Origin of the sequence: Kitasatospora sp. NPDC059088, from assembly GCF_042738155.1 — a bacterium.
GTDB lineage: Bacteria > Actinomycetota > Actinomycetes > Streptomycetales > Streptomycetaceae > Kitasatospora.
This window is the reverse complement of the sequence record NZ_JBHYGR010000196.1, coordinates 1-13,656: the sequence shown is the minus strand read 5'-3', so window position 1 is coordinate 13,656 and position 13,656 is coordinate 1. Positions and strand designations below refer to the sequence as shown.

The following is a 13,656-nucleotide window of genomic DNA, read 5'->3' as shown; positions in this document are numbered from 1 at the left end:
GGGTCCCACAGGTCGACGAGTTGCTCCTCCGGGTCCGGGAGGGTGATGTCTTCGTCCGGTGCGAGCAGGCGCTGGACGTCGGTGACGATGCGCGGGAGCAGGCGGAACAGGCGCAGTCCATCGCGGAAGCCGCGGCGGGCGTCGGCTTCGGGCTGCGGGGAGGCGTGGAGGGAGAAGGCCAGCGGGATGGTGAGTTCGGCCTTGTAGAGGTCGGCGATGTCGTAGACGAAGGCCTGCTGGTTGCCACTGTGGACGAAGCCGAGGGCGGGTGAGCACCCGAGGGCGAGGACGGCCGCGTGGACGATGCCGTACAGACAGGTGTTGGCGGAGGAGAGGGCAAGGTTGACCGGGTCCTGGGTGTCCCAGGAGTCCGGGTCGTAGTTGCGGCGGAAGCGCCCGATGCCGTGCTGCTGGGCGAGGAGGCGGTAGTGGGCCTTGACCCGTTGGCCTTCGAGGCCGCGGAGTTTGGCGAGGTTGCTGCCGGACGGGACAGTGCCGCGGCCGAAGCGCTGTTCGTACATGGCGGTGGCGACCGCAAGGCGGGTGGCGTCCTCAGCCCAAGCGCGGGCCTGGCGTTCGAGCCAGGTGGTGCTGAGGGATTCGGGCAGGGTGGCGGCGTAGCAGCGGACACCGCCGGATCCGGCGATGACGACGGTGGTGCCGTGGCGGGCGAAGGTGGCGAGGGCCCGGGCGGTGATGGAGGTGCCGGGGCCGAGGAGGACACAGCTGAGGGCAGCGGTGGGCAGGTAGACGGTTTCGGTGCCGCGGTGGGGGCTGGTGACTTCGGCGCAGACACCGGTGTCGTCCTGGACGATGCGAACGATATCGAGGTAGAGGAAGGAGAGGGAGTCGGCGACGCGCGGCAGCATGGCGACGGTGGGGGCGGCGAGTCTGCGGCGGGCATTGCCGTCGTCGGGGCGGCGGCGCGTGGTCACTGGGCCTCCCGGTGCGGGGCGATGCTGAGCAGGCCGCAGCCGTAGGCCTTGCCTTTGCCGATGCCGTCGGTGAGGCGGGTGCGCAGCCGGTCGGCGTCGGTGATGACGGCGGTGCCCTCGAAGAGGACGCGGTCGTGCTGGATGGGGCGTTGGTCGCTGCGACGGCGCCCTCGGGCTGCGTCGAGGGGGGTCGAGCGGAGGGTGGCGAGGGTCAGGCCGGTGGCTTCGGACTGGCGGGTCCACCAGTCCTCAGCGGCCGCGCCCTGGAGGGGGACCACTGCCTTGAGCTGGTAGAGCTCCCGGGTGGCCCGGCTGGGGCGACGGATGGGGTTGGCGGCGATGCGGTAGCGGACCTGGAGGCCGTCCCGAAGGGCTTCGAGGAGCGGGAAGAGGGTCTTGGTCGCGGCCTGTCCGTAGCCGGCGGGCAGGCGGTCGAGGTCGGGCGGTCGGGCGCTCTGGAGCAGAATCTGCTGGCCCGCCGTCGTGCTCTCGGTGCGGAAGAGAACGCCGAGCCGGCGGCGGGCCTCGGTGTCGGCGACGCTGTCGGGGAAGAGCGACATCATGCGGTGGTGCAGGTCGATGGCATGGTCGCTGTCGCGGCGGGCGTCCCGGCTTCGCTGGTCGGGGATGATGCGGGTCAGCCACAGGGTCATGCGAGGGCGCTTTCCGGGCGGGTGGCGTGCTGGTCGAGGTAGCTGCCGAGGGCGGTGAGGTAGACGGCGCCGAGGCCTCGGCAGCGCTCGGCGGGCAGGGTGAGGGTGCGCTGGTAGCGGGGGCGGGCGCGGTAGGAGCGCTCGCGGGCGTGGAAGGTGACGGGGTCGTCGGTGACTTCCCCGGCGGGGGTGCTGCCGTCGTCGCCTCCGGGCTGGGGGTGCGTGCCGAGGCGGTCCAGCGGCTGGTCGCCGTGGAAGACGACGTCGACGGTCCGGGTCCCGGTCGGCGTGCGCCGGGCGATCGGCAGGTGGACGAGGTGGTGCAGCGGATCGTCGACCAGGCCGAGCAGCAGGGGGCCCTCGGGCGGGCAGGAGCGGCGGCCGAGGTACGGGGGCCAGTGCGGGTTGCGCAGCGCCTGCGCCCAGGTCTCCAGAAGGCCGGAGTCCGCGGTGATCGCGGCGGTGAAGACCGCGTCGGCGAGGTAGTAGCGGTGGGAGAGCAGCGTGGCGGTCGCGCCGGAGCGCTTCTTGCCCTCGGCGGTGGTGACGGTCCGCGGGGCGGGCAGTCCGCCGCCGACGGTGTGCAGGTCGCGCAGGACGGTGCCCGGGCGGTCGGCCCGGACGGTCAGCGAGAGGGTGGCGAGGTCGCCGATGTCCTCGCCGCGCTTCCTGCCGAGGGCCGCGGCGAGCAGGCCGATGACGCCGGAGCGGGTGGGGAAGGGCGCGGTGTCGCGTTCGTTGAACTGGCTGCGCTCGCCCCAGGACTGCACCGGCGCGGCGAGACGCAGGAGCAGTCCCGGGGTGCCGGGCAGGGTCGCCGGGGTCATGCGCCGACCTCGGCGGGGACGGCGCTGAAGGCGGCGTCGATCGCGGCGTCGATGAGCTGGGGGAAGGAGTCGACACGGGTGCCGAGGCCTTCCAGGTCCTTGTCCTCCAGGCTGGCCCAGGCGGCGGTGACGGTGCCTCGGCCGCCGAGGAGCTTGTCGGCGGCGGTGGCGTAGCGGGCGAGGGCGGTGCGGGAGGCCGGACCGTAGCCGCCGCTGTCGTGGGAGGCGACGGGCTGTTCGAACGCGGCGGCGTAGGAGAGGGGGCGGTCGCTGCGGACGGCGACGTGGACCAGGTCGGGGATGGTGTGGGGGGCGGTGGCGGTCTTCTTGGCGCGCGGGAGGGAGAGGACGAAGGCCTCGGCGAAGCCGGCGGCGAGTTCGCGGGCCGCTTCGCGGTCACCGCCGAGGTTGCGCTGCAGGTCGGCGAGGTCGACGGTGGCGTAGCGGTAGAAGACGCCCGCGCTGAACTCGGCGTGGCCCATGTGGGCGCTGCCGGTGGTGTCGCCCCAGGCGGAGGTGACGTCGTCGACGGCGGAGAAGTAGTCCAGCTCGACGTCGGTGCCGTGGGTGGTCAGGGCGTGGGCGACCTGGACGGCGCCGTCCACGCCGGCGTCGTCGACCTCGGCGAGCATGCGGCCGAAGAGGTTGATGACGCCGTTGCGGCTGCGCAGGACTGCGTCGATCGCCTCCTTGGGCAGGACGCTCTTGTCGCTGGCCTTCTTGATGTCCTTGGCGTTCTCGAGGTCGGCCCGGTGCTCCTCGGCGAGGGCGGCGAGGGCGGCGACGGCGGTCTCGGGGACGTACACCATGGCGTTAGTGGTGATGACGGGCGAGTCCTTGGCGGTCTCGAACTTGATGCTGCTGCCGGCGGCGACGTGCTGGCCGGCCCGCTGGGCGAGCTGGGCGGGCCAGCCGTGCTCCTCCTCCAGGAGGCGGGTGACGCGGGCGCCGATGCGGCGGGTGCGCAGGGCCTGCTCGCCGAAGCTGTTCTGGAAGTACTCGCGGACGGCGCGCTTCCAGGACTGGCTGCTGACACGGGTGCGTTCGGTGTCGCCGTAGCGGACGGTCTTGACGGAGTTGTTGTCGTCGCGGTTGAGGTTGGCGAACGGGACGCTCTGGATGACGTGGATGTCGAGGAAGCGGGTGGTGGTGGTGGTGCGGTCGGCTGCGGGCATGCTCTGCTCCTTGCGGGGTTCTCTGGGGTCGCTGGGTGGTGTGTGGTGTGTGGTGTGTCGGTGCTGCGGGATCGGTGGCCCTGGTCAGGCCCCGGAGTCGGAGCCGCCCGCGCTGTCGGCGCTGTCGGCGCCTGGGGTCTCGCCCTGGTCGTCGTCGGTCGGGTTCTCGTCGTGCTCGCGCGCCCGGCGTTCGCCGTCCTTCTGCAGGGCGCGGTGGTAGTCCTGGAGCCAGATCCGCTTGATGGTGCCGGAGCGGCGGCGCCACTGGCAGAGGTCGACGAGGAGTTGGGCCCAGTCGATCTCCACGTCGCTGCCGCGGAGTTGCCGGGCGACGCCGGGGAGGTGGCGGTGCAGGCCGTCGACGCTCTGCCGGGTCAGCAGGTTGAGGCGGGTCTCGGCGGAGGCCTCCCGCAGGCCGGCGCCCTGGCCTCCCTTGAGGACGCCGTCGGCGAAGGCGTGGCCGAGGCTGCGCGCGGGGACCCGCTTGGCGGCGGCGGGCTCGCCGTCGTCCGTGCCGTCCGCGGGCCCGGGCGGGGCGGCCGGGGTGCTGCGGGCGTCCGGCGCCGCCTCGTCGGCCCGCTGCTCCTCCTTCGGCGGCTCACCCTTCGTCGGCGTCCCGGCCTTCGCGGCGACGTACTGGTCGCGGCGCTGGGCGGCGATGAGCGAGGCGACGGTGTAGAAGGCGCGCTGGACGTCGCGGCTGCGCGCCTGCTCGTCGGTGAGCCAGGAGGCCACGTAGCGGTGCATGAACGGCACGGCGTCCAGGTCCTTGCCCACGCCGCGGCGCAGGGCCGCCCGGACTCCCGGGTCGTCATGGCTGCGCTGGTCGATCCTGGCGGTGAAGGCCCGTGCCCGTCCCAAGGACGGGGTCAGGGCCAGGGTCAGGGCCGGCTCCTTCGGCCCCCGGGACCGGTCGTCGGCCGGTTTGGCCGGGCCCGGGATGGCGGCGGTGGTGCTCACGTGTCCTCCGTGCTGGTGGGGCGGCCTGCTGAGCCGCCGGTCTTGGCGGGGCGCTTCAGCGGTCCGCCGTACAGCTCGATGCGGGCGGCGGTACAGGCCTTGGCGCCGCGCATGGTGCCCAGGGCGCCGTAGGTGACGGTGTCGTAGGCCTGTTCGGCGAGTCCACGGAAGGCCCCGGCGGCACCGTCGAAGTCGCGTCCGTCGAGGCGCTTCCAGAACTCGGCCTCGGCGGCGGGCCAGTAGCGGGCAGCGGCGTCGACGGCCCAGGTGCAGTCGCGGATCTTGGGCGCCTCGGTAAAGCTGGCCCAGGCCTTCTTGACGGCACGGTCGAGGCGGTTGCCGTAGCGCTCCCCCAGTACGCGCAGGCGGCCGATCTCGACGGAAATGGTGGGTTTCTTCTCCTCCGCGAGGCCGAGTACGGGGGGCGTGACGGCGTCCACGAACTGGATGTCCTTGGCCTGGCCATCCTGTTCGAACCCGAGCGCACGAACCCTCAGCTCCTCTGAGACCTCCAATGCGGTACGGAAGAGCTCGGGGCGGCGTGGCTTCGTGCTCCCTGCCGGATCGTTGAGCAGCAGGGCGTCCAGGTCGCGCCACAGCGCCCGGTGGGAGTCGGCGGGGCGGGCGTAGGAGTTGCCCTCCTTGCTGGTCTGCCAGATCAGGTACTGGTCGCCTTCACGGGGGATCTTGTGGAGGTAGGCCCAGGTGATGAACGCGTCCTCGACGAAGGCGCCGGTGGCGTCGGGCACGAGCAGCAGGGCGTGCTGGGACCGCGCCGTGAGCTCGGAGCACGGTCCGTTCAGCGGCGGCGGGGCGGCGACCGGGTCGGGCAGTTCCTCCCGCTCCCACGGGCAGAGGTCGCTCTCCCGGCGGACGTCGAGAAGGGGCTTGGGCAGCCCGGCCAGGAGGGTCTCGAAGAGGGTCCGGCCCTCCGGGTGGTAGGAGAGCGTGCTGCGCAGCGGGCCGGCCTTGCTGCCGGCCTCCTTGACGGAGCCGACGGTGCGGCTGGAGCAGCGTCCGGAGGGGCCGTAGTAGTGCCAGATGAGCAGGTGCAGGACGGCCTGGTCGGGGGTCGGCAGGTCGGGGGCGGTGCTGTTGACGTGCTTGAACCAGGAGTGGTTGTTGCCCGAAGGGCGGGTGGTGATCAGCTTGTTGACGCCCGCGGTGTTGGCGGGGTCGCACTGGTCGGTCAGCCGCGGGTCCTGGAGGAAGGGGCGGACGGGGTCGAACAGGTCGAAGCGGCCGTGCTGGAGCTCCACGTACGCCGTGACCCGCTCCGGGCCGAAGCGCCCCGCCACTGCCAGGTCCTCCCGGCGGTCCGACCAGGTGTCGGGCCCGGGCCTGTCGAGGAAGGCCTGGTCGAGTCCGGTCATGCGGGCGGTGACCGCGTAGAGCACGCGGTAGAGCGCGGCGAGGCCCGGCGGGGTGGCGATGGTGATCTGCTCGATCTCGTGTGCGCGCAGCAGGAGTTCGCGCAGACCGACCGCGTCAGGGTAGGCGGTGCGATCGGGGGCGGGGTCGTCCTCGTCCGTGTGCTGGATCCAGCGCACGGGGATCCACGCCTCGTCGAAGAGGTTGTAGGCGGGTGGTGCGGATGACATGGGGCCTCCGGCGAGGCGGGTACGGGTGATCACAGGGTGGGTAGGCTCTGCGCGTCCCCGCGGCGAGCGGGGGTGAGCCGTGCGGTGCCTAGGAAAACGGCCGCGTCGGCGGTTCCCTCCCCGCGCAAGCGGGGGTCCGACTGCTCCCCCGGTGAGGCTGCAGCGTCACCGGGGGGCAGCACTGCCAACGTAGCGTCAAGTGCGGTGCCTAGGAGGCTAGTTCTCAGAGATTCCCACCTCCGAGTACTCGATCCGCCGCTCCCCCAGCCGACTTGTCCAGCGCTCACCGTCGCGGCGCATGCGCAGCAGCGCCAGGTCGGCCAGCAGGGGGCGGTCACCCCAGGAGGCGGGTACGGCGTTGTCCTCGGTGCGGCCCGCGAGCCAGCGGCCCGGCAACGGCACGGTGTGCCGCATGATCAGGGCGATGTCGTCCCGCTTCGGGGTCGCCTCGGGCAACGGCAGGTCGCGGTCGGGGGCGAGGCTCCACGTCCCGGGCGCGCGTTCGAAGACGCATACGGCCCGCCCGCTGTCGGCCCCGAGGCGGGTGGTCAGCATGTCCTCGCTGATGCCGAAGCCGCGGTCGCTGAGCGGGCGCAGGTCATCGGCCACGTCGTACGGGGAGCTGATACCGGTCAGGCCCGCAAGCTGCTCCTCGGCGGCCGCCGAGGCGATCCGCTCGGCGTCCATCCGGTCGAGCTCCTGGGCGGCGGCCTTGTCCAGGCCGTCCCCGAAGTCGTCCGCGTAGACGTCGTCCACGAGCCGTTGGACGTCCCCCGGCACCGCGATCGAACCGTCGGACTGCGCTTCGAGCAGCAGGCTGGTACGACGCAGCAGCGAGCCGTCGTACACCGTGCCCCAGCTACGGGGAGCGGCCACGCGGCCCTTGTCGTCGAGCGGCTCCAGCACGATCAGGCGCGGCTCACCCGGCTCGCCCGTCCACGCCGGACGGTTGGGGCGCTCGTGGCGCTTTCCACGGCCCGCACGCTGGAGGAGCTGGGCGAGCGGGGCGAGGTCCGAGACGACCACGTCGAAGTCAAGGTCCAGGGACTGCTCCACGATCTGGGTGGCCACCAGGACCGAACCCTTGCGCGGAACGGCCGCCGCGGTCTCGTCCGCGGGCTTTCCGTAGGCGGCCTCGCACTCGGTGGTGATGCGCCGCCGTTCGTGGGCGGGGAAGCGGGAGTGGAGCAGCCGCAGGCCGCTCTCCCGGGCGGCGAGCTCGGGCAGGGCGGACTGCAGGTCACGGTAGGTGCGCTGGGCCTCGTCCACGGTGGTGCAGCAGACGAGGACGCAGCCGCCCCCGGTGGTGACCGGCGCCAGGATCTCGCGAAGCGCCGCACGGCGTCCCGACCGGCCGGGCTCCACCACGGCGGCGCCCTCGTCCCGGACGTCCCAGCGCACTCGGCGGCTCTCCAACCGCAGGGTACGGGCCCGACTGCTGCCGACCTCGCGCGGCTCGGACACCGTTCCGCTGCCGGCGTCCACGAAGAGCCAGCCCGGGTAGCAGGGCTCCACGGTCGTGGGCTCGTGGAACCCGGCACCGCGCCGGTACGCGTCCACCAGCGACGAGGCCGCCTTGCCCGTCAGGGTCGCCGACAGCAGCACGACCGGGGCACCGAACGCACCGAGCCACTCCAGCAGCCGCACCAGCAGGCTGTGCATCCACGGGCCGTAGGCGTGCGCCTCGTCCACCACCAGGACCTTGTCCGCGAGGCCGAACAGCCGCAGGAATCCGTAGCGCACCGGAAGCACCCCGGTGAGCGCCTGGTCGATCGTGCCGTTGGCGAGCGGCGCGAGAAGACCCCGCCGCCCGGTGCGCAGCCACTGGCCGGCCTCGGTGTCCGCGAGGACGGCCGTCCCGTCCGTCGCACCCTGGCCTGCGGCGTAGTCCGGGCTCAGCCAGGCCATGCTGTGCAGCAGGGTGAGTGCCCGGTCGCCCTCGATGTTCGCCTCCGCGAACCTGCGGACCCTGGTGAACATGGCGTCCGCCGTGGCCATCGTCGGCAGCGCGAAGTAGACCCCGGAAGCACCGGAGGCCCGCGCCATCAACGAAGCGGCGTGCAGGGCGGTCTCGGTCTTGCCGTCCCCGGTCGGAGCGGTGACCAACAGCAGCCCGGGGCCCTTCACCACGGCGGGCAGGTGCTCGACGACATCGGCCTGCAGTGCGTTCGGAGAGAACGGGAACTGCCGGGAGAACGGCTTGTCCGGGAAGACCGCACGACCGAGCCCGGCGTCGCGCACCCAGCCCGGTGCGGCCTCGGCAGCCCCCCGGAAGTGCTCGGCGAGCTCGGCGTCGCAGGCCTTCCACGCCTCACCAGGCATCCGGGGCTCGATGACGTCGACCTGGCTGACCAGCCAGTCCGCCAGCACGACGAGCCCCACGACCACCACCGCCAGCTCCCCGGGAAGCGCGGACCGCAGCGCCGTATCGACTCCCACGATCCGCCTGACCGCGTGCGCATGGGCCAACCGCTGCGCCTGCCAGCCTTCGGCTGTGCCCAGGCCGGGCTGGTAACCGGACGGGTCCTTGATCTCCTTGACCAGCAACGCCTCGGCGAAGCAGCCGTGGTGACCCCCGAGGAGCTGGGCGATCTGGTGAGCCGGCGAGCGCTTCACCCGCGTGGTGAGCGGATAGCCGCACTGCTTGAAGAACTCGACCAGGCCCCAGTGCGTGGCCGTCTCGTGCCTCAGGCGGCCACTGCGCTTCGCAGCCGGGTTGTCCTCCGCGTACACCGGATCGCCCATCAACTTCGCGAACTCACCGGCGACCTGCTGCTGGAAGTGCAGCGAGATCTTCCCGATGTCGTGCAGCCCGGCCCACAACATCACCATCCCCCGGGCCTCGCCCTCCGCGACACCCATCGCATCCGCGAGCCGGCTCCGCAGGCGCTCGCCCAGAACGGCATCCCACAGGGCACCCGCAACGGCAGCGGTGTCCAGGAGGTGGCAGATCACGGGGTACGGGCCGGGCAGGCCCGAGCTCTTGCCCCACATCCGGGGGTCCGGACCCGAGGGTCCGGGCGCACCAACGAGGTTGCTGTCAGTCATGACTGAAGACTTATCAGCTACCACTGACAAACCTTACGGCCCGGCATCAAGGCCGGAGGCAAGCCCGGGCCCCCGCAACAGGCTTCGCGCCGCATCGCCCGAGGCCACAGGCCTCGCAGCCGTTCGCCGACGACCCATGTAACGATTCCGAAGCCTCCGAGCACCGTCAACTAGCCAGTAGGTTGGACCCTTTGGCCTCCAAGCGATCCGGCTGGACGCGGTAGAACCACGCCGCCGTACAGCGCGCCCGCGCCTGGAACGCAGAGGCCCCGATCAACAGCTTCACAGGCACGAGACACCCTGAATCGATCGATCGACCCACACGCAACCGGCATCTGCCCCACGCTGGCGCCTCTGATCACCCGTGACATCATGTGAGGGCTCCTTGAAATCTCGACGGTCCGGTAGCCTCACAACAACGCAGCTCCACGCCGCCAGATTGGTCAAGAAACTACAAAGCCCCTGCATCACCGTAGGTCGCAAAGCCTCCTCCCCGCACCCGCCGGGGTCAGCCCCAACCAGGGGGTGCAACCCCTGGTCAGGGCCTCTCCTCCCCGCACCCGCCGGGGTCAGCCGACCAACAACTACGGCGAGCCCGTCGGCCCGGACTCCTCCCCGCACCCGCCGGGGTCAGCCGGAGTGCGTGGCGGCGAACCCGTGGACGTCGGACTCCTCCCCGCACCCGCCGGGGTCAGCCGATCCTCACCCGGGCGGTCCCGCCTCAGCTCTGCTCCTCCCCGCACCCGCCGGGGTCAGCCGATCCTCACCCGGGCGGTCCCGCCTCAGCTCTGCTCCTCCCCGCACCCGCCGGGGTCAGCCGCCCTTCACGTCATTCTGCAGCCACGCGTCGAACTCCTCCCCGCACCCGCCGGGGTCAGCCGTTCGCCGAGAACACCCGGTGGGACAAGCGGTCCTCCTCCCCGCACCCGCCGGGGTCAGCCGGCGCCCATGTCGCGGGTGCGCACGTCCAGGCCTCCTCCCCGCACCCGCCGGGGTCAGCCGCCCCCTTGGGGGCATGACGTCCTGGTGCGTTCCTCCTCCCCGCACCCGCCGGGGTCAGCCGTAGTCGGCGCCGATCCGACCCCCTTGACCGACCTCCTCCCCGCACCCGCCGGGGTCAGCCGGAGGCTGGGGAGCGGCAGGTCGTGCTCCGCCGCTCCTCCCCGCACCCGCCGGGGTCAGCCGTTCCTCGGCCAGATGTTCAGCGGCACCTCCGACTCCTCCCCGCATCCGCCGGGGTCAGCCGGTCCTCAGCGGCCGCGTGCTGGAGACCCGCCGCTCCTCCCCGCACCCGCCGGGGTCAGCCGGCATTCATGGCGGCGATGGCGCCCACGAGAAGCTCCTCCCCGCACCCGCGGGGGTCAGCCCGCGTGGCACGCACCCAATCACCGGGTGGCCCGCTCCCCCCTGCACCTGCGGGGGTCAGCAGGGTACCTTGAGCTCAGCGCGCCTGACGCCCTGTGTCCCTCCGAACCCGCAGCACCGATTCGGTTTGGTCGACGGCGTCACCGCTCGAAGAGCGTGAAGGCGCTGAGTTGGCCTGGCCGCATCGATTCTCTGTCACTCGTCTATCTATGTCTTTTGTGTTCTCCACGTTGAGCTCGAAACACCGCATAGCGCTCGCTTTGTGATCGCCTGTGCTAGCTGCCGTCGTGACGGCCTCGAAGACCGCAACTGCTCTGCCTCCTCAGTCCAAAGGAAGCCCATCGCCCACGTGCGACGGACTGGAACCATGTCGGCGTGACTGCAGCGGTGCACAACTACAGCGAGGGCTCGCCTCGGAACCTGGTCCAAGCGGGAAGCATCCGCGACATCTACATGTGCTCGTCCTCCCCCTCCTCCCATCACAGACGGTCTGCCTCCACCGATGCCGAGAACGATGCGTTGGACGGGCTGGCCCGCGAGATCCTGGATCAGTGGCAGGATGAGGCGAACGTTCGCGGCTTACGAGAACGCGTTCCGATGACAGTCCCCTGGCAACTGGAACAGGGGTACGGGACCGGAGCAGGCGGGAAACCCTCGGAACGGGTCGAGGCGGACGACTTGATCGCACGGTTCAAAACGCTCTCACCACACCAGCTGGTGATCACCGGTCCGGCCGGAGCGGGAAAATCCTCCATCGCCGTCCTTCTTGTCATCAGTGTGCTGGAGGACAGAGAGCCGGGCTCCGGCGAGGCTGTTCCCGTCGTCCTCTCGCTCTCAGACTGGGACCCGGACATCGACCTCCGGACGTGGGTCACCAGGAGGGTGCACGAGGAGTACGGAGGACTCGTCAAAGGTCTTGAGCACGATGTCGTGAGGTCGCTCGTACAGAGTCGGCGGATCGTGCCGGTGCTGGACGGATTCGACGAGCTGTTCCCGCTGATTCGCGAAAGAGCCGCCAGAGGACTGAAGCAGGCATTCGGGTCGGAAGACACCCTGGTTCTGACGTCCAGGCCCGAGGCGCATCAGAAGGCCGTCGACGAGGTGCCCTTTCTCCGCAGTGTTCCGGTTCTGTGCGCCCACCCGGTCCCGCCCGAGGCCGGAAGGGCGTATCTCTCCCAGATGTGTCATCAGAACCGGGCCGAGTCCTGGCAGTCGCTCTTCGACGCGATGGAGAACGACCCCGAAGGCCCGGTCGCGAGGACGCTCTCCTCGCCCCTGATGCTCTGGCTCACCGCGACGGTTTACGCCTCGAAGGACTCCGACCCTCGCGAGCTGCTCGACGCGACGAAGCTGCCCGCGCAGGCGGACGTCGAGGGCCATCTCCTAGACAGCCTGATCCCCTCCGTAAGCACGCTGGGACCACGGCCGCCCCACCGGCCCGGACCGGTCCAGCGCTGGAGGCCCGGCAAGGCGCTCACGCACTTCCGTTTCCTGGCGCACGAGTTACACCGCCGACGTACTCAGGACATCGCGTGGTGGCAGCTACAGAGCCGGCTGACCGAGCCAGGCGTCTGGGGCGCCGTAGTCATCGTCGCCGTGGCCGTCCTCGGCACGTCCGCGAGCTATGCGATCGCATGGCTGTCCGCCCTCCTGGGAGCCGCTCCCCCGCGGCCAGGGCTCGGGATCCTGGGAGTGGGCCAGGTGCTCGGCGCCGTCGCCGCGGTCGCCGTCATCGCGACGGCGTTCGGAAGGAGCGTCACACGGCACCTGGTCAGCGGGTTCGACGAGCGCCCACGCCGGCCGGCGTCCGGAAGCCGTGGACCGCTGCTCCTGGCGGCATCGGCCGTCACGACCACAGCCGTCGGCGCGGCCCTGCCCGGCAGTATGGCCGCGAGTCTGTGCCTCTTTGCTCTTCCCCTGCTTTCCGGTGTGCTTCTGACACGGTCGGCCGAGTCCGACATGGCAGCCAGGCCCCGGCAGTTGTCGCGTGCGGAGCGCAGGATCGCCCTTGTCGAATCCGCAGTGGTCGCATCAGCCGTCGCGGTGACCACCCTGGCATTCTTCCACTGGCTCAATGGCAAACCGCTGCTCATCACCGGTGGGTTCGTCATCGCCTGGTCGTGCTCGGCCGCTGTGCTGATGGCCCTCAGTCGATGGGGTCGTTGGAGCGCCACGCGCCTCGTCCTGGCGTGGCGGCGACGTCTGCCCCGGGATGTGCTGGGCTTCCTCGAGGAGGGCCGCCGGTTGGGCGTGCTGCGGCGAGTCGGCGCGGTCTACCAGTTCCGCCACGCCGTGCTGAGGGAGCGGCTCGCAGCTGAGGCGCTGAGCGGGATGCCCAAGGGTTCCGGCGAGCCACTCGAGGTGGTGAGCTAAGGAGCAGTGGTCGCAGCGTCAAGGTCCTGCACGCGTTGACCTTCGATGTGTCGGTACTGACCTCCGTGTTCCTTCTGGTGGTCTCCCCGGTGTCCTCGGGCTCGGGCTTCCTGGCCGACTTGCGCCAGACCTGGTTGCTCCTGGCGCGCTGGTGGCCGCTGCCTCTGGGAGTGCTCACCGTGCTGGCCCTGGCGGCAGTGGCCTTGCCCGCGGTAGCTACACGACTGCGCCTCGACAGCGAGGGCGTGGAACTCAACGAGGGCCGCAGGCTACGGCTGCGATGGGAGCACGTGGCGGAGGTACGGGTGCGCAGGGTGCGGTCCCTCAGGAACGCGGAGGTCGACGCCCCGGGTGTGAACGTCTCGTACTGTCTTCTGATGAGGCCGGTAGCGGGCCTGAAGACGCCGCGGGTCCCTCACCGACTCGAAAGGCTGGGTCAGGGTGTGGGAGCTGGGCGCGACCGAGGTGCTGCCGTTCGACCTGGAGGTTTCGCTGTCCCGGTTCGCCGGCGATCGCTGGCAGCGTGACGTCTGAGACCTGAGGCCTGAGACCCGAGGACATCCGTATCAGGAGCTCACTGACCGTATGTCTGGCCGAGGACGGGAATTTTCCGCGGAAAATTCGAGGACCGGATGATCCGCTCAGGATCCAGTGACCATCGCGGAGCCGCTACCGTGCTCTCGGGGTGGGGGGCCCGCGGGGCCCCCCCCCCCCACCGG

Annotated in this window: 8 protein-coding genes and 1 CRISPR repeat array; of the genes, 1 reads left to right on the top strand and 7 read right to left on the bottom strand. The window is 71.2% G+C overall.

The window, feature by feature from the left end; all coding sequences use genetic code 11:
- From cas1e to cas3, 7 genes are all read right to left on the bottom strand, one after another.
- On the bottom strand, positions 1-869 hold an 869-nt coding region (gene cas1e / locus ACFWXO_RS42500; RefSeq protein WP_380531875.1), incomplete at its 3' end, for a type I-E CRISPR-associated endonuclease Cas1e.
- Positions 870-931: 62 nt separating this feature from the next.
- Positions 932-1,588, bottom strand: coding sequence for a type I-E CRISPR-associated protein Cas6/Cse3/CasE (gene cas6e, locus ACFWXO_RS42495; protein ID WP_380531872.1), 657 nt, complete (start codon positions 1,586-1,588; stop codon positions 932-934).
- Positions 1,585-2,415: a type I-E CRISPR-associated protein Cas5/CasD gene (gene cas5e / locus ACFWXO_RS42490; RefSeq protein ID WP_380531869.1), complete on the bottom strand. Its 831-nt coding sequence runs from the start codon at positions 2,413-2,415 to the stop codon at positions 1,585-1,587. The genes cas6e and cas5e overlap by 4 nt, the downstream gene beginning before the upstream one ends.
- Entirely contained in the window at positions 2,412-3,590 is a 1,179-nt protein-coding gene (gene cas7e / locus ACFWXO_RS42485; RefSeq protein ID WP_380531866.1) for a type I-E CRISPR-associated protein Cas7/Cse4/CasC, read from the bottom strand. The genes cas5e and cas7e overlap by 4 nt, the downstream gene beginning before the upstream one ends.
- Positions 3,591-3,674: 84 nt before the next feature.
- Positions 3,675-4,550 carry a type I-E CRISPR-associated protein Cse2/CasB gene (gene casB / locus ACFWXO_RS42480; RefSeq protein ID WP_380531863.1) on the bottom strand — a complete coding sequence of 292 codons (876 nt, stop codon included), beginning with the start codon at positions 4,548-4,550 and terminating at the stop codon, positions 3,675-3,677.
- Positions 4,547-6,151: a type I-E CRISPR-associated protein Cse1/CasA gene (gene casA / locus ACFWXO_RS42475; RefSeq protein WP_380531860.1), complete on the bottom strand. Its 1,605-nt coding sequence runs from the start codon at positions 6,149-6,151 to the stop codon at positions 4,547-4,549. The genes casB and casA overlap by 4 nt, the downstream gene beginning before the upstream one ends.
- Positions 6,152-6,367: 216 nt before the next feature.
- The gene (gene cas3, locus ACFWXO_RS42470) at positions 6,368-9,199 is read right to left on the bottom strand and encodes a CRISPR-associated helicase Cas3' (RefSeq protein ID WP_380531857.1); all 2,832 of its coding nucleotides are present in this window, start codon (positions 9,197-9,199) and stop codon (positions 6,368-6,370) included.
- Between the two features lie 486 nt (positions 9,200-9,685).
- A CRISPR array of direct repeats spans positions 9,686-10,628; the repeat unit is 28 nt; unit sequence CTCCTCCCCGCACCCGCCGGGGTCAGCC.
- A gap of 311 nt (positions 10,629-10,939) precedes the next feature.
- On the opposite strand from cas3, the gene ACFWXO_RS42465 reads away from it, so the two are divergent.
- Complete coding sequence (locus tag ACFWXO_RS42465; protein WP_380531854.1) at positions 10,940-12,937, top strand: NACHT domain-containing protein; 1,998 nt, start codon at positions 10,940-10,942, stop codon at positions 12,935-12,937.
- Positions 12,938-13,656: the final 719 nt, after the last annotated feature.

Coding starts and splice junctions, on each gene's coding strand:
- casA (WP_380531860.1), bottom strand. CDS start 6,151: ATGTCATCCGCACCACCCGCCTACAACCTCTTCGACGAGGCGTGGATC.
- cas6e (WP_380531872.1), bottom strand. CDS start 1,588: ATGACCCTGTGGCTGACCCGCATCATCCCCGACCAGCGAAGCCGGGAC.
- cas3 (WP_380531857.1), bottom strand. CDS start 9,199: ATGACTGACAGCAACCTCGTTGGTGCGCCCGGACCCTCGGGTCCGGAC.
- cas7e (WP_380531866.1), bottom strand. CDS start 3,590: ATGCCCGCAGCCGACCGCACCACCACCACCACCCGCTTCCTCGACATC.
- cas5e (WP_380531869.1), bottom strand. CDS start 2,415: ATGACCCCGGCGACCCTGCCCGGCACCCCGGGACTGCTCCTGCGTCTC.